General features: G+C 63.0%; 23 protein-coding genes. 15 read left to right on the top strand and 8 right to left on the bottom strand.

The window, feature by feature from the left end:
* Nucleotides 1–21: 21 nt before the first annotated feature.
* Complete coding sequence (gene msrB / locus AAEQ75_RS19960; protein WP_106732404.1) at nucleotides 22–417, top strand: peptide-methionine (R)-S-oxide reductase MsrB; 396 nt, start codon at nucleotides 22–24, stop codon at nucleotides 415–417.
* Between the two features lie 41 nt (nucleotides 418–458).
* On the opposite strand, the gene AAEQ75_RS19955 is transcribed toward msrB, so the two are convergent.
* Nucleotides 459–632 carry a PA1571 family protein gene (locus AAEQ75_RS19955; protein WP_166432395.1) on the bottom strand — a complete coding sequence of 58 codons (174 nt, stop codon included), beginning with the start codon at nucleotides 630–632 and terminating at the stop codon, nucleotides 459–461.
* Nucleotides 633–922: 290 nt separating this feature from the next.
* Between AAEQ75_RS19955 and AAEQ75_RS19950 the strand changes: the two genes are divergently transcribed.
* The 5 genes from AAEQ75_RS19950 to AAEQ75_RS19930 are packed head-to-tail and all read left to right on the top strand — an operon-like array spanning nucleotide 923 to nucleotide 5,235.
* A complete protein-coding gene (locus AAEQ75_RS19950) occupies nucleotides 923–2,038 on the top strand; it encodes an ATP-NAD kinase family protein (RefSeq protein ID WP_343350227.1) in 1,116 nt (371 codons plus the stop codon).
* Between the two features lie 9 nt (nucleotides 2,039–2,047).
* Nucleotides 2,048–2,638, top strand: a complete 591-nt coding sequence (locus AAEQ75_RS19945; RefSeq protein ID WP_343350226.1) for a DUF1287 domain-containing protein — start codon at nucleotides 2,048–2,050, stop codon at nucleotides 2,636–2,638.
* Nucleotides 2,635–3,069, top strand: coding sequence for a thiol-disulfide oxidoreductase DCC family protein (locus AAEQ75_RS19940; protein ID WP_343350225.1), 435 nt, complete (start codon nucleotides 2,635–2,637; stop codon nucleotides 3,067–3,069). Before AAEQ75_RS19945 ends, AAEQ75_RS19940 begins: the two co-directional genes overlap by 4 nt.
* Nucleotides 3,062–3,469 carry a DoxX-like family protein gene (locus AAEQ75_RS19935; protein WP_343350224.1) on the top strand — a complete coding sequence of 136 codons (408 nt, stop codon included), beginning with the start codon at nucleotides 3,062–3,064 and terminating at the stop codon, nucleotides 3,467–3,469. The genes AAEQ75_RS19940 and AAEQ75_RS19935 overlap by 8 nt, the downstream gene beginning before the upstream one ends.
* Nucleotides 3,470–3,477: 8 nt before the next feature.
* A complete protein-coding gene (locus AAEQ75_RS19930) occupies nucleotides 3,478–5,235 on the top strand; it encodes an ABC transporter transmembrane domain-containing protein (RefSeq protein WP_343350222.1) in 1,758 nt (585 codons plus the stop codon).
* Here AAEQ75_RS19930 and rhtA read toward each other — a convergent pair.
* The 3 genes from rhtA to AAEQ75_RS19915 all read right to left on the bottom strand — a co-directional run bounded on the left by rhtA (nucleotide 5,232) and on the right by AAEQ75_RS19915 (nucleotide 7,123).
* Nucleotides 5,232–6,083: a threonine/homoserine exporter RhtA gene (gene rhtA / locus AAEQ75_RS19925; protein WP_343350221.1), complete on the bottom strand. Its 852-nt coding sequence runs from the start codon at nucleotides 6,081–6,083 to the stop codon at nucleotides 5,232–5,234. The genes AAEQ75_RS19930 and rhtA overlap by 4 nt on opposite strands.
* Nucleotides 6,084–6,154: 71 nt before the next feature.
* Complete coding sequence (locus AAEQ75_RS19920) at nucleotides 6,155–6,436, bottom strand: pyrimidine/purine nucleoside phosphorylase (RefSeq protein ID WP_003459961.1); 282 nt, start codon at nucleotides 6,434–6,436, stop codon at nucleotides 6,155–6,157.
* Nucleotides 6,437–6,574: 138 nt separating this feature from the next.
* On the bottom strand, nucleotides 6,575–7,123 hold the full coding sequence (locus AAEQ75_RS19915) for an exonuclease domain-containing protein (RefSeq protein ID WP_179576675.1): 549 nt from the start codon (nucleotides 7,121–7,123) through the stop codon (nucleotides 6,575–6,577).
* 184 nt (nucleotides 7,124–7,307) lie between these two features.
* Between AAEQ75_RS19915 and AAEQ75_RS19910 the strand changes: the two genes are divergently transcribed.
* From AAEQ75_RS19910 to AAEQ75_RS19900, 3 genes are all read left to right on the top strand, one after another.
* A complete protein-coding gene (locus tag AAEQ75_RS19910; protein WP_343350220.1) occupies nucleotides 7,308–8,180 on the top strand; it encodes an NAD(P)-dependent oxidoreductase in 873 nt (290 codons plus the stop codon).
* A gap of 73 nt (nucleotides 8,181–8,253) precedes the next feature.
* A complete protein-coding gene (locus AAEQ75_RS19905) occupies nucleotides 8,254–8,505 on the top strand; it encodes a YkgJ family cysteine cluster protein (protein WP_099524370.1) in 252 nt (83 codons plus the stop codon).
* A 64-nt stretch (nucleotides 8,506–8,569) separates the two neighbouring features.
* Entirely contained in the window at nucleotides 8,570–9,169 is a 600-nt protein-coding gene (locus AAEQ75_RS19900) for an START domain-containing protein (protein ID WP_125879869.1), read from the top strand.
* Nucleotides 9,170–9,239: 70 nt separating this feature from the next.
* Here the strand turns inward: AAEQ75_RS19900 and AAEQ75_RS19895 are convergent, their stop codons facing one another.
* From AAEQ75_RS19895 to xthA, 4 genes are all read right to left on the bottom strand, one after another.
* The gene (locus AAEQ75_RS19895) at nucleotides 9,240–9,419 is read right to left on the bottom strand and encodes a hypothetical protein (RefSeq protein WP_099523862.1); all 180 of its coding nucleotides are present in this window, start codon (nucleotides 9,417–9,419) and stop codon (nucleotides 9,240–9,242) included.
* Between the two features lie 9 nt (nucleotides 9,420–9,428).
* Entirely contained in the window at nucleotides 9,429–10,418 is a 990-nt protein-coding gene (locus tag AAEQ75_RS19890) for a TerC family protein (RefSeq protein ID WP_343350219.1), read from the bottom strand.
* A gap of 162 nt (nucleotides 10,419–10,580) precedes the next feature.
* Nucleotides 10,581–11,963 carry a substrate-binding domain-containing protein gene (locus tag AAEQ75_RS19885; RefSeq protein ID WP_343350218.1) on the bottom strand — a complete coding sequence of 461 codons (1,383 nt, stop codon included), beginning with the start codon at nucleotides 11,961–11,963 and terminating at the stop codon, nucleotides 10,581–10,583.
* A 101-nt stretch (nucleotides 11,964–12,064) separates the two neighbouring features.
* Nucleotides 12,065–12,877 (bottom strand): exodeoxyribonuclease III, encoded by an 813-nt coding sequence (gene xthA / locus AAEQ75_RS19880; protein ID WP_343350217.1) that lies wholly within the window; start codon nucleotides 12,875–12,877, stop codon nucleotides 12,065–12,067.
* A gap of 136 nt (nucleotides 12,878–13,013) precedes the next feature.
* On the opposite strand from xthA, the gene AAEQ75_RS19875 reads away from it, so the two are divergent.
* The 6 genes from AAEQ75_RS19875 to AAEQ75_RS19850 all read left to right on the top strand — a co-directional run bounded on the left by AAEQ75_RS19875 (nucleotide 13,014) and on the right by AAEQ75_RS19850 (nucleotide 24,355).
* A complete protein-coding gene (locus AAEQ75_RS19875) occupies nucleotides 13,014–13,658 on the top strand; it encodes a GNAT family N-acetyltransferase (protein WP_343350216.1) in 645 nt (214 codons plus the stop codon).
* 68 nt (nucleotides 13,659–13,726) lie between these two features.
* Nucleotides 13,727–15,454 carry an autotransporter assembly complex protein TamA gene (locus tag AAEQ75_RS19870; RefSeq protein ID WP_343350215.1) on the top strand — a complete coding sequence of 576 codons (1,728 nt, stop codon included), beginning with the start codon at nucleotides 13,727–13,729 and terminating at the stop codon, nucleotides 15,452–15,454.
* Nucleotides 15,451–19,134 (top strand): translocation/assembly module TamB domain-containing protein, encoded by a 3,684-nt coding sequence (locus AAEQ75_RS19865; RefSeq protein ID WP_343350213.1) that lies wholly within the window; start codon nucleotides 15,451–15,453, stop codon nucleotides 19,132–19,134. The genes AAEQ75_RS19870 and AAEQ75_RS19865 overlap by 4 nt, the downstream gene beginning before the upstream one ends.
* A gap of 175 nt (nucleotides 19,135–19,309) precedes the next feature.
* Nucleotides 19,310–19,810, top strand: a complete 501-nt coding sequence (gene tpx, locus AAEQ75_RS19860; protein ID WP_143503850.1) for a thiol peroxidase — start codon at nucleotides 19,310–19,312, stop codon at nucleotides 19,808–19,810.
* Between the two features lie 226 nt (nucleotides 19,811–20,036).
* Nucleotides 20,037–21,266, top strand: a complete 1,230-nt coding sequence (locus AAEQ75_RS19855; RefSeq protein WP_343350212.1) for an MdtA/MuxA family multidrug efflux RND transporter periplasmic adaptor subunit — start codon at nucleotides 20,037–20,039, stop codon at nucleotides 21,264–21,266.
* Nucleotides 21,263–24,355, top strand: a complete 3,093-nt coding sequence (locus AAEQ75_RS19850) for an MdtB/MuxB family multidrug efflux RND transporter permease subunit (protein ID WP_343350211.1) — start codon at nucleotides 21,263–21,265, stop codon at nucleotides 24,353–24,355. The genes AAEQ75_RS19855 and AAEQ75_RS19850 overlap by 4 nt, the downstream gene beginning before the upstream one ends.

Here is a 24,355-nt window from a genome sequence, read left to right as displayed (position 1 = left end):
TACCGAGGAGGAACTCCGTTCGTGGATAAAGTCGAAAAACCCCTGGATAGCTGGCGCGAAGAGCTGACCGACGAGCAGTTTCATGTCTGCCGACTGGGTGGCACTGAGCGGCCGTTCACCGGCGCTTATCACGACAGCAAAACCCCTGGCATCTACCACTGCGCCTGCTGTGGCGAGGCGCTGTTCGACTCGGACGCCAAATACGACTCGGGCAGCGGTTGGCCGAGCTATTTTCAGCCGATCAATGACGAGGTGATCGCCAGCCTCGACGATTACAGCCATGGCATGCATCGCATCGAAGTCAAATGCGCCAAATGCGACGCGCATCTGGGGCATGTGTTCCCCGATGGCCCACGCCCGACCGGGTTGCGCTACTGCATCAACTCACTGTCGTTGAAACTGGTGCCGAGCGAGTAAGGTATGCGCGCTGGGCACGTTGAGAGCCCAGCGCAGCGGATTCACGCCTGCTGGCTGACGCGTTGGCGACTTTCTTCCAGGGCGTCACACGCCTCTTGGATCATGTCTTCGGTAATGGGCACTTCGCGGCCTTGGCCGTCGATGATAAAACCGCCCACCGGTTCCTGCTGTTGCGCGGTGGCGGGGCATTGGGCGGCGTTGTCTTGCAAGCTCATGGCCTGTCTCCTCATCAGTGGTGGGCGCCAGTCTGGGACATCCAGATGAAGGCGCGGTGACAATTAGGAACCTGCTCGAAGTCTGCTGCACGTCGGCCATGCTGCTTTGAAATCGGGCTCAGAAAGCTCATTTACTACTCGTAAACTCCGCTTGTTCGCCCGATTTCGCCTTGCCTGGCTCTAGCTCGCAATACTTTAAACAGATTCCAAGACGGCGGAACTCCGTCACAAAACACAGTGCAAAAATCGTATTGCAGGCTGCGTGCCAGCCTGTGTGGAACGAGGAACTCATGTCGCGTTTTCATATTGGTCTGATCATCAATCCGCTGGCCGGCCTGGGTGGCCCGGCAGCGTTCAAGGGCAGCGACGGCATGGCCGAGCAGGCGCTGGCTCTGGGTGTCGAGCCAAAAGCTGCACAACGTACGCGCACCGCGCTTGAGCAGTTGTTGACCCTGCAAGAGCGCATTGAGTTCGTCAGCTACCCCGGCGCCATGGGTGGCGATCTTTTGGCGCAGATGGGCTTCGAACATCGTTTGCTGGGTGAGTTGAGCGAAGGTGCGACCACCGCCGAAGATACCCAGCGTGCGGTGCGGCAACTGCAGGACGCCGGTGTGGCGTTGATTCTCTTCGCCGGTGGCGACGGTACCGCGCGCGATGTTTGCGCCGCTATCAGGGACGGGCAGCCGGTGTTGGGCATTCCTGCAGGAGTGAAGATCCAGTCCGGCGTCTATGCCATCAGCCCGCGAGCCGCGGGCGAACTGACGGCGCGCCTGGTAGACGGCGGCCTGGTGCGATTGGCCAGCGGCGAAGTGCGTGATATCGATGAGAGCGCCCTGCGTGAAGGCCGTGTCACCGCACGCTGGTATGGCGAGCTGTGCGTGCCGCAGGAGGGCGGTTACGTGCAGGCAGTCAAGCAGGGTGGCGTGGAGTCCGAAGAGTTGGTGCTGGCCGATCTCGCCGCCTGGCTGGAGGCGGAGTGGGAGCCAGACGCGCGCTACGTGTTCGGCCCAGGCTCGACCCTGCACGGCCTGGCGCAGAATCTGGGGCTGGAAACCACGCTGCTGGGCGTCGATGTGATCGAAGCCGGCCAGATCATCGCCCGCGACGTGAATGAAACCGAGCTGTTCGATCTGGTCGACGGGCACCCGACTTACCTGCTGGTGACCGCAATCGGCGGTCAGGGCCATATTGTCGGCCGTGGCAATCAGCAGATCAGCCCGCGTGTGCTGCGCGCCATCGGCTTGGAGCGCCTGCGTGTGGTGGCCACCAAGCGCAAGCTGGCGACGCTGGAGGGCCGGCCGCTGCTGGTCGACAGTGGTGACGTGGCGCTGGATGATGTCTTCCCTGATGCCGTGCGGGTCTGGGCGGGGTACAAGGAAGAGTTGCTATACCCGCTGAGTCGATAGGAGATCGAAATGCGCATGCTGGTTCTACTGCTGGCTTGGTCGCTGGCACTTGCCGCGCAAGCCATAGAGGCTGACAAGCTGGTGCTCGATGCACGTAAGCAGGTCGGCGTGACCTTGGGTTATGACCCGGCCTACCGCACGCTGAGCTATCCGGGCGGCGACGTACCGATGGTCACCGGCGTCTGCACTGACGTGGTGATCCGCGCGCTGCGTCAGCAGGGGCTGGATCTCCAGGAGGCGGTGCATCGCGACATGCGCGGCAACTTCGCCTCCTATCCGATGAACTGGGGGCTGAGTCGCCCGGACAGCAACATCGATCACCGCCGCGTGCCCAACCTGATGACCTGGTTCAAGCGTCAGGGCTGGGCGCTTGCGGTCAAGCAGGATGCTTCGGCCTACCGTGCCGGCGATATCGTCACCTGGGATCTGGGGCGTGGCCTTACCCATATCGGCATCGTCAGCGACCGTCAGGCTGCAACAGGCACACCGCTAGTGCTGCACAACATCGGCCGGGGCACGCAGGAGGAGGACATCCTGTTCGCCTACCGCATCACCGGCCATTACCGCCCTCTGGCGCAACAGGCGAGCGCTGGCCAATGACGCAGCAGTCGCTGCCGCCCGGTCTTGCTGCAGGCGAGCGTGTCGTCCTGTTCGATGGCGTCTGCAAGCTGTGCAATGGCTGGGCGAGATTCCTCATTCGGCATGACCGCCAACGCCAGTTTCGCCTGGCGTCGGTGCAGTCGGTGCAAGGCCAGGCGTTGCTGGCCTGGTATGGGCTGCCGACCGACCGTTTCGACAGCATGGCGCTGATCGATGAGGCGGGGTTGCATCTACGCTCCACGGCGCTGTTGTGCATTCTTGCGCGGTTGCCCCAGCCCTGGCGTGTTCTTGTCTGGCTGCGCCTGATTCCGCGCCCACTGCGTGACTGGTGTTATGACCGCATCGCGCTGAATCGCTACCGCCTGTTCGGGCGCTACCAGGTCTGTCTGCTGCCCACTGCCGATCACGCTGAGCGCTTTCTGCATGACTGATCGGCGCCTGGCGCAGATCGCCTGGCTCGCTCGATTGGCTCTGGCACTGGTGTTCATCTGGCATGGCCTGGCGCCGAAGATTCTCTGGCTCAGCCCTGACGAAGTGGCGATGATCGCGGCCCATGGCCTGCCAGATCATCCGCTGTTCGCGCCGCAGCTGATCGCGGCTGTCGGCGGTATTGCCGAGATCCTTCTGGGCATCCTGCTGCTGACGGTGCGGCGCCAACGTTGGCCCTTGCTGGTCGCTGGCGCGGTGTTGTTGGTGTTGCTGCTTGATGTTGTGCTGCTGAGCCCCCATCTGTTGATTCAGGCGTTCAATCCGCTTTCGACCAACCTGGCTGCGCTGGCCTTGTGCGCAGTGGCCTGGCTGGCTGAAGCGCCCTCGGCTGCTGACTCCTGAGACCCGTCATGACATCGATGCTTTCTTCTCGCCAGCGTGGCGCCATACGCCTGGCCTGGCGCTTTATCGCGCCTTATCGCGGCCGAGTGCTGGGTGCGCTGCTGGCACTGATGTTCACGGCGGCGATCACCTTGTCCATGGGCCAGGGCATCAAGTTGCTGGTGGATCAGGGGCTGGCCACGCAGTCGCCGGCCGCGCTGCGGCAGTCCCTGCTGCTGTTTTTCGTGCTGGTATTGGCGCTGGCCTTCGGCACCTACACGCGCTTCTACCTGGTGTCATGGATCGGCGAGCGGGTGGTCGCGGATATTCGTCGGCGTGTGTTCGATCACCTGATCGAGTTGCATCCTGGCGTCTACGAGAGCAATCGCAGCTCGGAAATCCAGTCGCGGCTGACCGCCGATACCACCTTGCTGCAGTCGGTGATCGGCTCGTCACTGTCGATGGCGCTGCGCAATCTGATCATGCTGATCGGTGGCAGCGTGCTGCTGGTGGTGACCAATCCCAAACTCAGCGGCATCGTCCTGCTGGCCCTGCCGCTGGTGGTAGCGCCGATCCTGCTGTTTGGACGCCGTGTGCGCGCGCTGTCGCGGCAGAGCCAGGACCGCGTGGCGGATGTCGGCAGCTACGTCGGCGAGACGCTGGGGCAGATCAAGACGGTGCAGGCCTACAACCATCAGAACGAGGACAAGCGACGCTTCGGTGAGTCGGCCGAGGCCGCTTTCGATGTGGCGCGTAAGCGCATCGCCCAGCGTTCGTGGCTGATCACCGTGGTCATCGTGCTGGTACTGGGTGCGGTGGGGGTGATGCTCTGGGTCGGCGGCATGGATGTGATCGCCGGGCGTATCTCTGGCGGTGAGTTGGCAGCCTTCGTGTTCTACAGCCTGATCGTCGGCTCGTCCTTCAGCACGCTGAGTGAGGTGATCGGTGAGTTGCAGCGCGCCGCAGGCGCCGCCGAGCGTATCGGCGAGCTATTGCGCGCCAGTAACGCCATCGTGGCGCCAGAGCAGCCGCAGCATCTGCCGCAGCCGGTGCAGGGACGTATCGAGTTGCAGGGCGTGCGCTTCGCTTATCCATCGCGCGCGGACAGCTATGCCGTCGATGGCATCGATTTGCAGGTGGCAGCGGGTGAGACGCTGGCGCTGGTGGGGCCGTCCGGTGCTGGCAAGTCGACGCTGTTCGATCTGCTGCTGCGTTTTTTCGACCCGCAGGGCGGGCGCATCCTCATCGACGGTGTACCGATCGATCAGCTCGAGCCGCGCGAGCTGCGCGCCTGTTTCGCTCTGGTGTCACAGAATCCCGCGCTGTTCTTCGGCTCGGTCGAAGACAACATTCGCTACGGCCGCCTGGATGCCAGCCAAGCCGAGGTGGAGGCGGCCGCGCGAGCGGCACACGCTCATGAGTTCATCCAGCGTTTGCCGCAGGGCTACCAGACCCATCTCGGTGAGTCCGGGCTTGGGCTTTCCGGTGGCCAGCGTCAACGTCTGGCCATTGCTCGTGCCTTGCTGGCCGATGCGCCGATCCTGCTGCTCGACGAGGCCACCAGTGCGCTGGATGCCGAGAGTGAACACCTGATCCAGCAGGCGCTGCCATCGCTGATGGCCGGGCGTACCACGCTGGTGATCGCTCACCGTCTGGCCACGGTGAAGCAAGCGGATCGCATCGCAGTGATCGAACAGGGCCGTTTGGCTGCCATCGGCAGCCATGCCGAGTTGATCGAAAGCAGCCCGCTCTATGCGCGGCTGGCCGAGTTGCAGTTCGGTACTTAACTTTTTGGCTTGATAGTGGCGGCCGCCCCGGCCGAGGCGACGATGATCGCGCCGACGGCCAGCCACTGGCCCCAGAGCAGCTTCTCGCCGAGAAAGGCCAGGCCGCACATTGCCGCGACTGCCGGCTCCAGGCTCATCAGTACGCTGAAGGTGCGCGCTGGTAGTCGCGTAAGGGCGACCATCTCCAGGCTGTAGGGCAGGGCCGAGGACAGCACCGCGACACCCAGGGCGATGGGCAGCAGGTCTAGGCTCAGCAGGTTACTGCCGGCATGCCAGGCTCCGATGGGCAGTACCAGGAGAGCGGCGACCCAGGTGCCTAGGGCAACGGTGTGGCGGCCATGCTGGGCGCCGGCTTTCTGTCCGAAGATGATGTACAGCGACCAGCAAACACCCGCGCCGAGTGCCAGGGCTGCGCCGAGCGGATCGATGGCGTGTTGCGTGGCGCCGGTAGGCAGCAGCATCCACAGCCCGGCGACGGCCAGGATCACCCAGACGAAATCCAGCAGGCGGCGCGAGGAAAGCAACGCCAGGGCCAGCGGCCCGGTGAACTCCAGGGCCACGGCGATGCCCAGTGGAATGCTTTGCAGCGACATGTAGAACATCAGGTTCATGCCGCCCAGCGCCAGGCCGTAAGCCAGCAGGACGTGGCACTTGCGCAGGTCCAGACGTGCACGCCACGGTTGCATCACCAGCGACAGGATGATCGCGCCGAGCACCAGGCGCAGCGCCGTGGTGCCTTCGGCACCGACTAGCGGGAACAGGTTCTTGGCCAGCGAGGCGCCGCTCTGGATCGAGACCATGGCCACCACGAGCAAGGCAATGGGGACGATAAGTGCGCTGCGTGGCATGGGTATGTCCTGCTGGTGAGCATGAAAGAAAAAACCGGCCGCGAGGGCCGGTTTTTCATGAGGCCTGTGGCTTAGCGGTATTCGCAGAGGTAGGCAGTGTCTACGGCTACCTTCAGCTGGAACTTGCTGTTGGCCTCGACGGTGAACTTGCTGCCGGCTTCGAAGGTGTTCCAGCTGTCGCTGCCTGGCAGCTTGACGGTCAGAGCGCCGGCAACCACGTGCATGACTTCCAGCTGGCTGGTGCCGAATTCGTATTCGCCCGGGGCCATTACGCCGATGGTGGCAGGGCCTTCAGCCATGGTGAAACCGATGGATTTGACGGTGCCGTCGAAGTATTCGTTGACCTTGAACATCTGCGATTCCTCGGAAGGGGTTGAAAAAGTTGCTGGAAGCCATGTTTAACGTCGTGTGACGACGGCCCGAAGGGTGACCGCCATGCATGGCAGGCCATAAAAGGGTCGCCAGTATGCCCAAGCGCCTTTTCTTCGTCATCAGTCTTTGAGGGGCAATACCAGTGGCAGCAGGCGGGCGGTGTTACGCGCATCTTCGAGGGCGCGGTGCTGTTGCCCTTGAAACTGCATGCCAGCCAGTTGCAGGGCACTGTGCAGGCCAACCGGGCGCTGCAATTGGCGCGCCTTGGCGAAAGCCTGTTTGAGGTTGAGGTGCGGCACCTGGGTCAGCAGGCTGTGCAACTGATGTTGACGCCATTCCTGCTCCAGCTGGCGGCGGTCGTAATCCCCCCAGCTGCTCCAGCCGACCAGGCGTGGTGCATGCTGGGTCAGCCAGCGCTCGAACTGAGCGCAGACCTGGGGCAGGGTAGCGGCGCTGTCGATCTCTGCCTGGGTGATATGGGTGAGTTCGCGGCAGAAGTCGGTCAGGCAGGGGCGGCGCTGTGGCCTGATGAAGCGTTGAAAGTGATCGCGCTCATGACCGTCTGCTCCGACCAGGCTGGCTCCGATTTCGATGATTTCCATTTCTTCCATCGCCCAGCCGCCTTCGTCGGTGGTGGCCTCCAGGTCGATGACTAGCCAATGCCCCATGGGCGCTCCTTAGAACCTGTCTGCGATTTGTTGCGCTTCGGCCTCACTGCATGGAAAAGGTTCCTGGTATCAGGACCAAGTTCAAGCCCCTGTGCTGAGCGGTACCGCAGGCAGTATGGAAGGCCTTTTCGGCCAGGGCAAACGTCGTGTTAGGCTCTGGCGCCTATATCTACAGGAGGTCGCTATGGCAAAGGTCGCGTTTCTCGGTTTGGGCGTCATGGGCTATCCGATGGCCGGGCATCTGGCCCGCAACGGTCATCAGGTGACTGTCTACAACCGCTCGCCGGGCAAGGCCAAGCAGTGGATGGGCGAGTATGCCGGCAGCAGTGCGCCGACCCCGCGTGAAGCGGTGGCAGGTGCCGAACTGGTGATGTGTTGTGTCGGCAACGATGACGACCTGCGCAGCGTGGTGCTCGGCGAGCAGGGCGCATTCGCTGGCATGGCGCCGGGCGCCATTCTGGTCGACCACACCACGGCTTCGGCCGATGTCGCGCGTGAGTTGGCAGCCATCGCAGTCGAGCGTGGCCTCGGTTTTCTCGATGCGCCGGTGTCTGGCGGTCAGGCGGGAGCGGTCAATGGCGTGCTGACCGTAATGGTCGGTGGTGAGGCCGAAACCTATGCCGTGGCCGAGCCGGTCATCCAGAACTACGCGCGAATGATGCGCCTGATGGGGCCGGCCGGTAGCGGCCAGTTGAGCAAGATGGTCAATCAGATCTGCATCGCTGGTCTGGTTCAGGGGTTGGCAGAAGCGCTGAACTTCGCTCAGCGCGCAGGGCTGGATGGTCATGCGGTGGTCGATGTGATCAGCAAGGGCGCGGCGCAGTCCTGGCAGATGGAAAACCGCTACAAGACCATGCTGGCGGGTGAGTTCGACTTTGGCTTCGCGGTCGACTGGATGCGCAAGGATCTGTCGATTGTGCTCGAAGAGTCGCGTCGCAACGGCGCACAGCTGCCGGTGACGGCGCTGGTCGATCAGTTCTATGCCGATGTTCAATCCATGGGTGGTGGGCGCTGGGATACCTCCAGCCTGCTGGCCCGCCTGCAGCGTAACCGCTGATCGTGAAAGGCCTCGACGGCAAGTGTGGAGGTCATTAGGATCGCCGCCGTTCGTTTGTAGTCGAGGTCGTTTCATGGAGTGTCGTGCTGGTTGCGGTGCCTGCTGCATCGCGCCTTCCATCAGTTCTCCGATTCCGGGCATGCCCGATGGCAAGCCGGCCGGCGTGCGCTGCATTCATCTTGATGCCGAGTTTCTCTGCGCCATCTTCGGTCGCCCGGAGAGACCTGCTGTGTGCGGAGGTTTCAAGGCAGAAGAACAGTTGTGTGCGGATGACCGCGAGAGTGCCATTCGGATGCTGGGCTGGCTGGAGCAGGCGACGGCCTGACGATTTGAACCGCTTGCGGCCCTGCGGGTCGAAACGCAGACAGTCCTCCCGGGAGTTGCTCGAAATGATGCGTTTTTCCGTTCTGGCCATGCTGTTGTACGCGACCGCTGCCCAAGCTGCCGAAAGGCAGTGGCAGTTGGAGCGCGAGGAAGACGGTGTCAGCGTTTATCTCGCCGATGTGCCTGGGTCGAAGTACAAGGCCTATCGTGGCGTGGTGACGATCAAGGGCGACCTGGCTGCCGTACAAGCGGCGCAGGAGGATGTCGCCGGCTCCTGCTCCTGGATCTTCAGTTGCCAGCAGCAGCGACTGCTCGAGAGTAAGGGCGACGTGAGCGAGCTGTACACCCGTTTCGAAATGCCCTGGCCGGTGAAGGCGCGTGATTCAGTGATCCAGGTGACCACACGCACCGATGCAGATGGCGGCGTCACGCGTCTGCTCAAGGCGGTGCCGGAGCGCTTGCCGGAGGAAAAGGACTTCGTGCGGGTGCAGCGTGTCGATGGCGAGTGGCATCTCAAGCCGCTTGATCAGGGCGAGGTGGAAGTGACCTATGAGGTGCACACTGAACCGGGCGGCAGCGTGCCCTCCTGGCTGGCCAACAGTTTCGTCGTCGATGCGCCGCTGCAAACGCTGCAGGGCTTGCGGGCGAAGGTGGAAGGGCGTTGAGCCAGGCTCGCTCCGGTGGTAAGAAAAGAGGCCCGCTTTTATGCGGGCCTCTTCTTTTGTGTCTGCAGGGTCAGGGCAAGCTGTCGTCAGAACGCTGCTCCTGGCCCAGCCAGCCCATGCGCATATGCAGTTGGGCGGCGAAGGCGCGTGCAGCGGCCTCGTCCTGAAAGGTCAATGCGCGTCGTCCGAGTTTCACCTGCCAGAACCGTTGACCCTGGCGCTCGATGAGTTCTATGCAGACTTCGCGCATCGCTTCTCCTCAGGTAGCGCTGGCCTTGTCTCGCGTCTTCAGCAGCGACAGGAGTACACCACCGGCCAGCAGACCCAAGGTTACGCCAAGTGAGAGCAGGGCGGGAACCTTGATCAGATCGTGCAGGAAGATCTTGCCGCCGATGTACATCAGCACCAGCGCCAGGGCGTACTTCAGGTAGATGAAGCGGTGCATCAGTGCAGCCAGGGCGAAGTACAGCGCACGCAGGCCGAGAATGGCGAAGATGTTCGAGGTGTAGACGATGAACGGATCCTGCGAGATGGCCAGTACCGCCGGCACGCTGTCCACGGCGAACACCAGGTCAGCCAGCTCGATCAGCACCAGCGCCAGCAGCAGTGGGGTGGCATAGAGCAGCGGCTTGCCACTGACCTTGTCTTTCAGGCGCACCAGGAATTTGCCTTCGTGCAGATCATTTGTGACGCGAATGTGCTTGCGCACGAAGCGGATCACCGGATTCTGCGCCAGGTCTGGATGCGACTCTTCGTCACCGCCGCTGCGCAGCATCTTGATGCCGCTGAACAGCAGGAAGGCGCCGAAGATGTAGAGAATCCAGTCGAACTCCTGCACCAGAGCCGTGCCCAGGCCGATCATGATCGCGCGCAGCACGATGACCCCGAGAATGCCCCAGAACAGCACGCGATGCTGGTACTTACGCGGGATGTTGAAGTAGCCGAGGATCATCGCCATGACGAAGACGTTGTCCATCGACAGCGATTGCTCCACCAGGAAACCGGTGTAGTACTCCATCGCCTTGGTGCCGCCGAGCTGCCACCAGATCCAGCCGCCGAAGGCGACCCCAACACTGAAGTAGCCGGAATACAGCAGCAGGCTCTCGCGCATCTCGATTTCATGCTGATCGCGATGCAGCACGCCGAGGTCGAGTACCAGTAGAGTGATGATCAGTACCAGGAAAGCTAGCCAGAACCAGCCGGGGGTACCGAAGATGGGGGATGTCAAAAAGGCAAGTAGAGCGTCCATGAGCCCTCCCTTATGTCTGCCTGAGTTGAAAGAAATCCACTCAGTGACTCCGACATCACGGTGAGAACACTCACCGCCAGAGGGGCCCGGCGTCACGCGGTGCAAAGGCTAACGCTGAGTCGAGAAGCTGCCAAGCCCCCTGCAGAGGAATATTTTCTGGCGTCAGTACACCCAGATCTCGACGCGGCGATTGCGGATGCGGCCGTTGTCCTGATCATTGGCCGCCACCGGCAGTTCGCTGCCCATACCGGTGATCTCGCGAAACAGCACGCCTTGCCTGGCCAGCTCGCGACGTACCGCCATGGCCCGCAGTTTTGACAGCAGTTCGGCGCGCTCGGGGTCGTTCTTCGGGTCGCCGAAACCAACCAGCACCACCTTGTTCTGCAACTTGTCGTGCTGCTTGAGGTAATCCAGTACGCGCTGCAGGTCACGGTGAGCCTTGTTGTCCATCGTGGCGCTGCCTTCCTGGAAGCGGAAATTCACTGACAGCCGCTGCGCCTGCTGCGCCAGTTGCCGATAATCCGTCGGCATCTGTGGATCTGCCGCGACCTTCACCGCCTGCACGGTCTGGGCGATGAAGCCGCTGTCGGCGACGATGGCTTGGCCCCGAGTGCTGTGGGCGAAGTCGATCAGTGCACGTGCCCAGGGATTGGTCAGCTGTGGGTCGTTGTAGAGAAACAGGCGACGCGCCAGCGGATAATCCTCGGTAGCGATCAGTGTGTTGCTCGGCAGCATGGGCTGCGAATCACCCGCTGCGACGGCGATCGCCTTGGCCTGACGAATGTAGGGCAGGCCTATGAAACCGATGCCATTGGGGTCGCTGCTCACCGAATCCGACAGCTGGGTGCTGGATTCGAAGCGTTGGGCATCGGCCACCAGCGTGCGTCCGCCCGGAGCCAACACAAGCTCCTTGAAGGTGTCATAGGTGCCGGAGTTGTCATCGCGCGCATAAGCGCGAACCTTGCCGGGCTTGCCACCTAGCGCCGCCCAGTCATTGATCTCGCCGGAGAACAGTTGCGCGATCTGCTCGACGCTAAGGGCGGCAACCGGGTTTGACGGATGGACGATGATCGCCAGGCCGTCGATGGCGATGACCTGCTCGCTCTGCGGGCTGTGCATGTCGCCCAGCGTGGCCAGGGTAGCGGCTTCACCATCCTTGATCGGCCGTGACGAGGCGGCTAGGTCGGCGCTGCCATCCTTGAGCGAAGTGAAACCGGTACCCGAACCATGGGCCGCCACCTCGACGATGACCAAACGGCCATCGGCCTGGCGCGCCAGCACGCGTTGCTCGTTCTCGCGGGCGCCGTTCTCGGTACGAATGTCATGCAGGCCTTGAGCTTCGAACAACCCTTTGAGCAGTTCCGGAGCCACCTTGGCACCAATGGTGTTGGAGCCCTGAATACGCAGGACCGGCTGGTTGCCTTCCGATGCGGGCAGAGCGGAGGCGAAGACGGAAAGGGGCAGGGCGTAGCAGATGAAACCGATCAGCAACAGTGACAGGGTACGACCCCAGAGGTCGCGGTCGGCGGACAGGGCGCGCGGCATGCGGCAGGCACCTTCTAGTGGGTGGGACAACGTGCCGCGCAGATTAAGTCAGTCAGGTTGCAGTCTTGTGACGGGGCGCATCATCTGCCTGCGCCTGTGTTTCAGTTCAGCTCAAGCCAGATCGGCGCATGATCGGACGGCTTGTCCATGCCGCGCAGATCGTAGTCGATGCCCGCGTCCTTGAAGCGTGCCTGCAGCGGCTGGCTGGCGAGGATCACGTCGATACGCAGGCCGCGCTTGGGGTCATCCTCGAAGCCACGGCTGCGGTAGTCGAACCAACTGAAGCGGTCATTCACCTCGGGGTTGAGGTGGCGGAAGCTGTCCACCAGACCCCAGCTCTTGAGGGTTGCCAGCCATTCGCGTTCTTCCGGCAGGAAACTGCACTTGCCGGTCTTCAGCCAGCGCAGGCGATTGGGTTCGCCGATGCCGATGTCGCAATCCTCGGGACTGATGTTGATGTCGCCCATTACCACCAGTGCCTGCTGCGGGTCGAAACGCTCAACCAGCAACTGCTGCAGATCGGCATAGAAGCGCTGCTTGGCCGGGAATTTAACCGGATGGTCGCGGCTCTCACCTTGAGGAAAATAGCCGTTCATCACGGTGATGGGATTGCCGCTGGCATCGGCGAAGGTGCCGTAGATGAAGCGCCGCTGAGAGTCTTCGCCATCGTCGGGGAAGCCCTTGTGCAGGCTCAGCGGCTCTTGGCGAGAGAGCAGGGCGACGCCGTAGTGACCCTTCTGGCCGTGGTAATGCACGTGATAGCCAAGCTGGCGGATCTCGGCTTCCGGGAACTGCTCATCGGCCACCTTGGTTTCCTGCAGGCCGATCACGTCTGGCTGGTGTTTTTCGATCAGGGCTTGCAATTGGTGAGGGCGCGCACGCAGGCCATTGATATTGAAGGAGACGATTTTCATGGGCAGCGGGTCCTGGGCAAAAGGCGATGCTAGCCGATCCTCGGCGCTGACGGCCAGCGCCTGGCAGGTACCGGGCGGTGGTGCTAAGTTGGCTATACCGCGCCTGACCCACAATCTATAAAAAAAGAGGTCCGCCATGCCCCATAACGCTCCAGCAGAAGTGCGCATGCTCGATGGTGGTTACGCCCGTGAGGTACGCTCGCTGCTCTACCATGCCTATCGTCACGAGCCGACCTTCGCTTACCTGTTCGAAGCCGAACGCCCGGGTTTCGATCAGCGCGTGCGCGCGACGATTCGCGAGTTGGTGCAGCAGCACTTCGCTGAAGACCAGCCGGCCATCGGCCTGCTGATCGATGACCGGTTGATCGGCGCAGCGCTGATCGCACCGCCACAGCGTCGCCTGGATATCACCGAGAGCTGGGGTTGGCGTCTGCGCATGCTGCTGAGCACCGGCTTTGGCTGCACCAAGCGCTACCTCGAATACCACGATGCGGTGCTCGCAAGCCTGCCTCCCGGTCCTTATCACGTGCTTCCGCTCCTGGGCATTCACCCGGAGTTCCAGGGCCAGCATCGCGGCGAACAGCTGCTCGAGGCGCTGCACGACTGGTGCGCGCATGACAGCGGCTCGCAAGGGGTGGTGCTGGACACCGGCAATGCGCGCTATCTGGAGTTCTATCGGCGCCAGGGTTACGAAGAAATTGGTGAGCTGGCCATTGGCCCGGTGGTCGAGCACGTGTTCTTTCATCCCAACCCTCAGCCAGTGGTCAAAGCAAGCGCCTGAACCCCGGCTGTCTGGCAGAAACGCAACGGCTCTGGCGCGGGCTCCGCTCCGTGGTATCATCCTCCGCCATGAGCGTATATGGACATTTTCAGCGCAGCCTGGCGCTGCTGCTGATCAGTACGGGGGCCTTCGCAGCGAGCGAACTCGACGTACGAATCACCCCGAGCAATTCGGCTCTCAAGGCTAATATCGAAGGTTATGTCGGCAGCCTGGATGGGCGCGACGCGCATTCGTTGCGGCGCTTGCGTCGTATCGCCGAGAGCGAGGCCGACAAGGCGGCTCAGGCCCTGGGTTATTACCAGGCGCGCATTCGTAGCCGGATCGAAGAGGGGGAAACACTGCGTCTGGTGCTCGAGGTGGAGCCCGGCGAACGCATCCGTCTGCGCAATGTCGACATCCGCATCGAGGGGCCTGCCAGCGAGATACCGGCCTTTCGCGTGCCCAATGCCAGCCGTCTGAAAGCAGGTTCGGTGCTCAATCATGGGCGCTATGAGGACGCCAAGCGGCTGATCCAGAATCAGGCCTCGCGCTATGGTTTCTTCGACGGTCGCTTCTCTCGCCAGAGCCTGGAGATCGATCCGGCCGCCGGGGTGGCCGATATTGAGCTGGTATTCGTCAGTGGGCCGCGCTACAGCCTGGGCGATATCGCTTTCAGCGGTGACTTCCCGTTCGATGAAGAGCTGCTGCTGCGCATGGTGCCGTTCGATCCGGACACACCCTACGACTCCGAACTGATCGCCGAGCTGTATCAGGCGCTGCAGTCCAGCGGCTATTTCGAGTCAGTGCGGGTCGATGCTATCCCGACCCAGGCTGACCAGTTGCGCATCCCCGTGGCAGTGGCGCTGCAGGTACGTGAGCCACGTACCATGGGCCTGGGGCTGGGTTTTTCCACCGACGTCGGGCCGCGTCTGCGCGCCAACTGGACGCGCCACTGGCGCAATCCGCAGGGGCATAGCTACGGCATCGAAACCGAGCTATCCGCACCGCGGCAGAACGTTGGCCTGTGGTACGACATTCCCGGTGATCCGCCACTGACCGACAAGTTGCGCCTGGCCGGCGGTTATCAATATGAAGAGCTGGCCAGCAAGGACAGCCTGAGCCGCCTGCTCACCCTCGGCCCGGAATGGCACAGCCAGCGCCCCGGTGGCTGGCAACGCGTGTTGTCGGTGAAATGGCAGCGCGAGGAATATCGCCTGGGCGACGATTCCGGGTTGAGCACCTTGCTGATGCCCGGCGTCAGCTATTCGCTGTTGCGCAGCGATAACCGGCTCGACCCTAACCAGGGCTACCGGGTGCAGTTCGATTTGCGCGGCGCCGTCGAGGGCGTGCTGTCCGATGCCAACGTGCTGCACGGCAACGTCATGCTCAAGGGCCTGACCACTGTATTCGACAATCACCGTTTGCTCGGCCGCGTGCAGTTCGGCGGTACCGAAACCAATGGGTTCTCCGCTGTGCCGCCGTCGCTGCGCTTCTTCGCCGGTGGCGATCAGAGCGTGCGCGGTTACGACTATCAGAGTCTGTCGCCGGAGAACAACCGAGGCGACAAGATTGGCGGCCGTTACCTGTTCACCGCCAGCGCCGAGTACCAGTACAGCCTCACTGACAAGTGGCGTCTGGCGACCTTCATCGACCAGGGCAACTCCTTCAATTCGCTGGACATCCCCACCTTGAAGACGGGTGTCGGCTTCGGCGTGCGCTGGGTTTCGCCGGTGGGCCCGCTGCGCCTGGACCTTGCCCACGCGCTGGATGATGACGGTGGAGTACGCCTGCATTTCTCCATGGGGCCTGAACTATGAGCCGGCGCCTGCTGAAATGGTTGGCCGGCGGTCTGCTTGGTCTTGTGCTGCTGCTCGTAGCCGCTTTATGGGCGATGCTCGGTACGCAGGGCGGTAGCCGTTGGCTGCTGGCCCAAGTGCCTGGGGTGCAGGTCGACAATTTCGCAGGACGTCTCGGGGGTGCCTGGCAGGCCGATGCGCTGATCTGGCAGCAGGACGAGCTGAGTGTTGAGTTGCAGCAGCTGGACATGACCTGGTCACCGTCCTGCCTACTGCGCTTGACGCTGTGCCTGGATCGTCTGCATCTGCAGCAGGTCGCCGTGACTCTGCCCGAAAGTGCGGAGGCCAGCGATGAGCCGTTGAGCCTGCCGAACCTCAACCTGCCACTGCGCTTGCAATTGGGCGATATCCAGTTGGGTGAGTTGCGTCTGGACGGCCAGGCGCAACTGAGCGATCTCGAACTGATCGCCAGTTGGAGCGAGCAGGGCGTGGAGCTGCAGCGCCTGGCCTTGCAGCGTGACGACCTGAGTCTGGACGTCAGTGGTCAGCTGACACCACAGGGCAATTGGCCCTTGACCCTGAGTGGTCGCCTGCAGTTGCCGGAGGTCGATGGCAAGGCCTGGCAGGTGGCGCTGCAGGTGGGCGGCGAATTGCAACGCAACCTGACGATCGAGGCCGATAGCAGTGGCTATCTCGATGCTCGTTTCGAAGGACAGGTGCAGGCGCTGTCTGAGCATCTGCCCGCTGAACTGCGCCTGACCAGCCAGGATTTTCAGGCCAGCAGCGGTTTGCCGCAGACGCTGCACCTGCAGGCGCTTACCTTGTCGGCAAAGGGTGACCTGAGCAGCGGCTATCGCATCGATGGCAGCGCCACTCTGCCCGCCGAACAGGCGCCGATGCCGTTGACATTGCGTGGCAGGGTCGATGCCAAGGGCGCGGATATCGAATTGCTGCGCATCGAGGCCGAGGATCAGCAGCATCTGCAGCTCAGCGGCATGCTCGCCTGGAGCGAGGCGTTTCAGGCTGATGCCAAGCTCGATTGGCTGAATTTCCCCTGGCAGCGCCTGTACCCGCTGGATGAGCTGCCGCCCGTGGCACTGCAGCAACTGCAGGCCGAAGTCAGCTACAGCGAAGGTAACTACCTGGGTAACTTCGCTGCGCAGCTCAAGGGGCCGGCAGGGGACTTCAGTCTGAGCAGTCCGGTCAGTGGCGATCTCGGCCAGGTCAGCCTGCCGCAATTGCAGCTGGTGGCTGGCCAGGGCCGTGCCGAAGGGGTGGTCAAGGTCGGTTTCGCCGACGCTATCGATTGGCAGGCCATGCTGCAGCTCAGCGCCCTCGATCCGGGTTACTGGCTGGCTGAGATGCCGGGTAGTCTGGCGGGGCCGTTGAATACCTCGGGTAGCTTCAATGCCGGTGCGCTGCAGGCCAAGGCCGATATCGACCTCAACGGCCGTCTGCGTGGCCAGCCAGCGCAATTACAGGTACAGGGTGCAGGTGCCGGCGAGCAGTGGCAGCTCGAGCGATTACTGGTGCGCCTGGGCGATAACCGGATCAACGGCCAGGGTGCGCTGGATCAGCGCTTGCGTGGTCAGCTGGAATTGGCGTTGCCGCGTCTGGGACAGCTCTGGCCCGGCCTGCAAGGCCAGATACAGGGCCAGCTGTCCCTGGCCGGTACGCTGCAAGCGCCGCAAGGCCAGCTTGCGTTGAGCGGGGAGCGTCTTGCTTTTGGCGACCCCAGTCTGCGCCGCCTGCAGCTGGACGCGACGCTGGATGCTCGCCAGCAGGCGCAGATCGGTTTGAATCTGCGCGGTATCCGTATCGGCGATACCTATCTTGGGCGCCTACAGGCTGAGGGGCGTGGCGACCAGCGCCGTCAGGCACTGGAGCTGAATCTGCAAGGCCCGCTGCTGCAGCTGGCCTTGGCACTGGACGGTAACCTCAGCGAGCAGGGTGATTGGCGCGGGCGCATTGCCAGTGGCCGTGTGCAGAGCGGCGGCCAGGACTGGCAGCTGCAGCAGGCTGCGAGCCTGGAGCGCCTGGTCAGCGGCCGCCTGAACCTGGGGGCGCATTGCTGGCAGTCCGGTGACGCCAGGCTCTGCGGCGGGCAGCAACGGCTGATGCCGCAGCCCAGCCTGGACTGGCGCCTGGAGAATTTCCCCCTGGCCAGCCTGCAGCCCTGGTTGCCCGATGATTTCGCCTGGCAGGGGCGTCTCGACGGGCAGCTCAAGGTCGAGCTGCCCGGCAGTGGCCCCAACGGCCAGGTCACGCTCGATGCTGGCGGCGGCAACCTGCGTATTCGTCAGCCGGATGAAGAACAGTGGCTGGATTTTCCCTATGACAGCCTGCGCCTGGACAGCACGCTACGCCCGCAGCGGGTGGACAGTGAGCTGCGTTTCGTCAGCAGCCGCCTGGGTGAGTTGGTGTTGCAGGCGCAGATCGACCCCAGGCCGGAGAACAAACCGCTGAATGGCGAGTTCCGCCTGAGCGGCTTCGATCTGGCGGTGTTGCGCCCGTTCGTGCCAGTCGCCGATAAAATAGAAGGGCGCCTGCAGGGCAGTGGCAATATTTCCGGGTATCTGCTGACGCCGCAGATCAACGGCCAGATACGCCTGGAAGGCGGTGAGTTGTCCGGTAACCAACTGCCGGTAAGCCTGGAGGATTTGCAGCTACAGGCGTTGATCGCGGGTGAGCAGGTGCAGCTATCGGGTAACTGGCGCAGTGGTGAGAACGGCCGCGGTAACCTGAGCGGTGAACTGAACTGGGCCGATGGATTGATTGGTGATCTGTCGATGCAGGGGCAGCGTCTGCCGGTAAAGGTCGAGCCTTACGCTGAGCTGGAGGTCGAGCCCGATCTGCAATTACAACTGCGTGCCCAGCGTCTGGCTGTAAGCGGCAAAGTTGGTGTGCCGCGCGGCCTGATCAGCGTGCGTGAGCTGCCGCCGTCTACCGTGAAAGTCTCCAACGACGCGCGGGTGGTCGGTCGTGAAGTGCCGGAAGCCGATCAAGGCATGGGCATTGCCATGGATGTCGATGTCGAGGTTGGCCAGGACAAGCTGGCCTTCAGCGGTTTCGGCCTGACTGCCGACCTGCGTGGACGCGTGCATATTGGCAACGACCTCGATACGCGTGGTGAGTTGGATCTGGTCAACGGGCGCTACCGTGCTTACGGCCAGCGCCTGACCATTCGCCGCGCGCGCTTGTTGTTTACCGGGCCCATCGACCAGCCGTTCCTCGACGTCGAAGCGATTCGCCGGGTCGACACCGTGGTGGCCGGTATTCGCCTGTCCGGCAGCGCCGAGCAGCCCACGACTACTGTATTCGCCGAGCCGGCCATGAGTCAGGAGCAGGCACTGTCCTATCTGGTGCTGGGCCGGCCACTGGGGCAGAGCAGTGGTGACAACAATATGTTGGGCCAGGCAGCGCTGGCACTCGGTCTGGCCGGCAGCAGTTCTATTACCACCGGCCTGGCCAACAGCCTGGGTATTCAGGACTTCCAGCTCGACACTGAAGGCAGTGGCGTGACCACCAGTGTGGTGGCCAGCGGCAATATCACCGAGCGCCTGAGCCTGCGTTACGGCGTGGGTGTGTTCGAGCCGGCCAACACCATTGCTCTGCGTTACGAGCTGAGCCGGCGCCTGTACCTTGAGGCCGCCAGCGGTCTGGCCAGCTCGCTCGACCTGTTCTATCGCCGGGACTTCTGATGGTCGCGCCACCTTTATGCTAAATCCCTACATGGCTGCGGGTGTATCGGCGGCGCTTCTGCGCTAGTCTGGACGCATGGTCGGGCCGTGACCTGCCATTCGATGGAGCATTCGCCACGGCGAACCCCATGTCACACATTTGTCCTTCAACTCCCTGAACGATAAGGAAACTCCCATGGCGCAAGTCACTCTCAAAGGCAACCCGGTGCAGGTCGACGGCCAACTGCCGCAGGCCGGCCAACAGGCGCCGGCGTTCAGCCTGGTCGCTGGCGACCTGAGCGACGTCACCCTGGCCAGCCTGGCTGGCAAGCGCAAGGTGCTGAACATCTTCCCCAGCGTCGACACCCCGACCTGTGCTACCTCCGTGCGCAAGTTCAACGCCGAAGCCGGTCAACTGAACAATACCGTGGTGCTGTGCATCTCCGCTGACCTGCCATTCGCCCAGGCACGCTTCTGCGGTGCCGAAGGTCTGGAAAGCGTGGTCAATCTGTCCACCATGCGTGGCGCCGACTTCCTCAAGAACTACGGTGTGGCCATTGCCAGCGGCCCGCTGACCGGCCTGGCCGCGCGCGCCGTGGTAGTGCTGGATGAAAGCGACAAGGTGCTGCACAGCGAGCTGGTTGGCGAGATCGCTGATGAGCCGAATTACGCAGCTGCTCTGGCCGCGCTGAAGTAACTCGCAGCTGGTTCGATAAAACGGCCTGCTTCGCAGGCCGTTTTTATTTGTGCACCAAGCCGAACGTTCTGGGCACGTCGACAGTCCGTTGCCCGATGCAGATTTTTTCGCGGACTCAAACAGTTAGTAACGTAAGGGCAGCGTAAAAAGCGGGTAAATGGGCTTTGCTTGACGCGGGCCAGTGCTTATCGTGCCGACTCCCATCAAAAGTGATATTGCGCCTGCCATGTCGAATGCTTCCCCGTCTCCATCGAATTCCTCCCGTCAGTGGCTGATTGGCCTGACGTTGCTCGTCGTACTGCTTCTGCTGCTGTGGTGGTTCTGGCCGAGCAAGCCAGAAAGCCAGCAGATGGGCCGTGGCCATTTCGGTGACATGGGGCCTGTGCCGGTGCGCATGGCCGAGGTCAAGCAGGGTGAGTTCGCCATCGAGCTCAAGGCGCTTGGCACGGTGACTTCCTACAACACGGTCAACGTGCGTTCGCGGGTCGACGGTGAGCTGGTCAAGGTGCTGTTCGAGGAGGGCCAGCAGGTCAAGGCCGGTGACCTGCTGGCGGTGATCGATCCTCGTCCTTACCAGGTGGCCTTGCAGCAGGCGCAGGGGGCGCTGCAGGAAAACCAGGCGCAACTGAAGAACGCCGAGCTGGACCTACAGCGCTACAAGGGACTGTACGACGAAGACAGCATCGCCAAACAGACCCTGGACACCCAACAGGCGCTGGTCAACCAGTACCGTGGCAGTCTGCAGAGCAACCAGGCCGACGTCGCCACGGCCAAGCTCAACCTCGACTTCACCCAGATTCGCGCGCCCATCGACGGTCGCCTCGGTCTGCGTCAGCTGGATATCGGCAACCTGGTCAGCAGCGGCGATACCACCCCCCTGGTGGTGATCACCCAGGCCGATCCGATCGCGGTGATCTTCACCATCCCCGAGGGCGATCTGCCTGCTGTACTGCAGCGCCGCCGCGACGGCACGACCCTGGCCGTCGAGGCCTGGGATCGTGGCGAACGCCTGAAACTGGCCGAGGGCGTACTGGAAAGCCTGGATAACCAGATCGACACCACCACCGGTACGGTCAAGCTCAAGGCGCGCTTCGACAACGCCGAGCAGATGCTCTTCCCCAATCAGTTCGTCAACGTGCGTTTGCGCGTTGAAACCCGTGAGGCCGCCACCATCATTCCGTCCGCTGCGGTGCAGTTCGGCACCCAGGGTACCTTCGTCTACGTCGTGGGTGACGATAACAAGGTGAGCATCCGTCTGGTCACCATCGCCGCCAGCGACGCTGAACGCAGCATGGTCAGCGAGGGTGTGCAGCCGGGCGAGCGGCTGGTCATGGAAGGCACCGATCGTCTGCGGGACGGTAGCGAAGTGGAGGTAGTCGACCCCACTGCCGTGCAGGAATCCAAGAGCGAAGGGCGGCGTGAGCCTGGTCGGACCGCGGCGCGGAATGACGCATGAACATCTCCCGCCCATTCATCCTGCGGCCGGTCGCTACCACGCTGTTGATGGTGGCGATCTTCCTCAGCGGCCTGATCGCCTACCGACTGCTACCGGTGTCGGCGCTGCCGGAGGTGGACTACCCGACCATCCGCGTGCTGACCCTGTACCCAGGCGCCAGCCCGGATGTGATGACCAGCGCCGTGACCGCGCCGCTGGAGCGCCAGTTCGGGCAGATGGCCGGGCTCAAGCAGATGTCCTCGACCAGCTCGGGCGGCGCTTCGGTGATCACCCTGCGCTTCAATCTCGATGTCTCCCTGGCGGTGGCCGAGCAGGAAGTGCAGGCGGCGATCAACGCGGCGAGCAACCTCTTGCCTGGCGATCTGCCGGCACCGCCGGTGTACAACAAGGTCAACCCCGCTGATACACCGGTGCTGACTCTGGCGGTGAGCTCAAAGACGATGCCATTGCCGCAGGTCAACGACCTGGTCGATACCCGTCTGGCGCAGAAGCTGGCGCAAACCAGTGGCGTCGGCCTGGTGACCCTGGCCGGCGGGCAACGTCCAGCCGTGCGCATTCGCGTCAACCCGGAGGCGCTCGCGTCTTATGGCCTGAGCCTGGCCGACGTGCGCAGCCTGATCACGGCCAGCAACGTCAACCAGCCCAAGGGCAACTTCGACGGGCCGACACGGGTTTCCCAACTCGACGCCAACGACCAGCTGAAGTCGGTCGACGAATACCGCGAGCTGATCCTCAACTACGAGAACGGCTCGGCATTGCGCCTGAAAGATGTCGCCGAGATCATCGACGGCGCCGAGAACGAGCGCCTGGCTGCCTGGGCCAATCGCAATCAGGCGGTGCTGGTGAACGTGCAGCGTCAACCCGGCGCCAACGTCATCGATGTGGTCGACCGCATCCAAACCCTGTTGCCACACCTGACCGAAGGCCTGCCGGCCAGCGTCGAGGTCAAGGTGCTCACCGATCGCACTCAGACCATCCGCGCTGCCGTACGCGATGTGCAGCACGAGCTGCTACTGGCCATCGCCCTGGTGGTGATGGTGACCTTCCTGTTCCTGCGCAAGCTGTCGGCGACCCTGATTCCGTCCATCGTCGTGCCGCTGTCGCTGATCGGCACCTTCGGCGTGATGTACCTGGCCGGTTTCACCATCAACAACCTGACACTGATGGCGCTGACCATTGCCACCGGCTTCGTGGTCGACGACGCCATCGTCATGCTGGAGAACATTGCCCGTCATCTGGAGGAGGGCGAAACGCCGCTCAACGCTGCGCTCAAGGGCGCCCGGCAAATCGGCTTCACCCTGGTCTCGCTGACCCTGTCGCTGATCGCCGTGTTGATCCCGCTGCTGTTCATGGCCGATGTGGTGGGGCGGCTGTTCCGTGAATTCGCCATCACCCAGGCGGTGGCTATCCTGATTTCCCTGGTGGTATCGCTGACGCTGACACCGATGATGTGCGCGCGCCTGCTCAAGGCCGAAAACCCCGAGTCGGAAGGGCGCTTCTACCACGCGGCCGGTGGCGTTATCGACCGCATGATCGACCGCTATGGCGTGTGGTTGCAGTGGGTGCTGCGTCACCAGCCGCTGACCCTGCTGGTGGCCGTGGCCACGCTGGGTCTGACCGTGCTGCTGTATATGGCGGTGCCCAAGGGCTTCTTCCCGGTGCAGGACACCGGGGTGATCCAGGGCATTTCCGAGGCGCCGCAGTCGATTTCCTTCAGCGCGATGAGCGAGCGCCAACAACGTCTGGCCGATGTGATCCTGCGTGATCCGGCGGTGGCCAGCCTGTCCTCGTCGATTGGTGTGGATGGCGATAACCCCACGCTCAACAGCGGCCGTTTGCTGATCAACCTGAAAACCCACGCCGAGCGCGATGTCACCGCCAGCGAGGTGATCGAGCGTCTGCGTCCGGAGCTGGCGAAGGTTCCCGGTATCGAATTGTTCATGCAGCCGGTACAGGACCTGACCATCGAAGATCGCATCAGCCGCACCCAGTTCCAGTTCACCCTGGAGTCGCCTGACAGCCAGTTGCTGGAAACCTGGACGCCGCGTCTGGTCGAGGCGCTGCGCGAGCAGCCGGAGTTGACCGACGTGGCCAGCGACCTGCAGAACCGCGGCTTGCAGGTTTACCTGGATATCGACCGTGACGCCGCGGCGCGTCTGGGCATCAACGTCGGCACTATCGACGATGCCTTGTATGACGCTTTTGGCCAGCGCCAGATCAGCACCATCTACACCCAGGCCAGTCAGTACCGCGTGGTGCTGGAGAGCCGCGATGGCGGGCGTATCGGCCTGGCCGCATTGCGTCAGATTCATGTGGCCACCGGTGATGGCCAGCAGGTGCCGCTGTCATCCCTGGCGCATATCGAGGAGCGGCCCGCCAGTTTGCTGATCAACCATATCGGTCAGTTCCCGGCGGTGACCCTGTCGTTCAACCTGGCCCCTGGCGTGTCGCTGGGCGAGGCAGTGGCGGTGATCGAGCGGGTCGAGCAGGAGATCGGCCTGCCGGGCGGCATCAATACCCAGTTCCAGGGCGCTGCCGAGGCGTTCCGTGCGTCGTTGTCGTCGACCTTGCTGCTGATCCTGGCGGCCATCGTCACCATGTACATCGTGCTGGGCGTGCTCTACGAGAGCTATATCCACCCGATCACCATTTTGTCCACGCTGCCGTCGGCGGGAGTCGGTGCGCTGCTGGCGTTGCTGCTGACGGGCAACGACCTGGGCCTGATCGCCATCATCGGCATCATCCTGTTGATCGGCATCGTCAAGAAGAACGCGATCATGATGATCGACTTCGCCCTCGAGGCCGAACGCAATCAGGGCATGGCGCCTGAGGCGGCGATTTATCAGGCGGCGCTGCTGCGCTTTCGGCCGATCCTGATGACCACCCTGGCGGCGCTGTTCGGGGCCATTCCGCTGATGCTCGCCTCTGGCTCCGGCGCCGAGCTGCGCCAGCCGCTGGGCCTGGTGATGGTCGGCGGCCTGCTGGTCAGCCAGGTGCTGACGCTGTTCACCACACCGGTGATCTATCTGTACTTCGATCGCCTGTCGCGCCGTTTCAGCGGGCGTAGCGCCGCCGGGGTCGCGGTATGA

It is taken from the genome of Pseudomonas sediminis (assembly GCF_039555755.1).
GTDB classification, from domain to species: Bacteria; Pseudomonadota; Gammaproteobacteria; order Pseudomonadales; family Pseudomonadaceae; genus Aquipseudomonas; species Aquipseudomonas mendocina_D.
The sequence above is the reverse complement of the archived record's forward strand: the minus strand, read 5'-3'. Positions and strand labels throughout refer to the sequence as shown.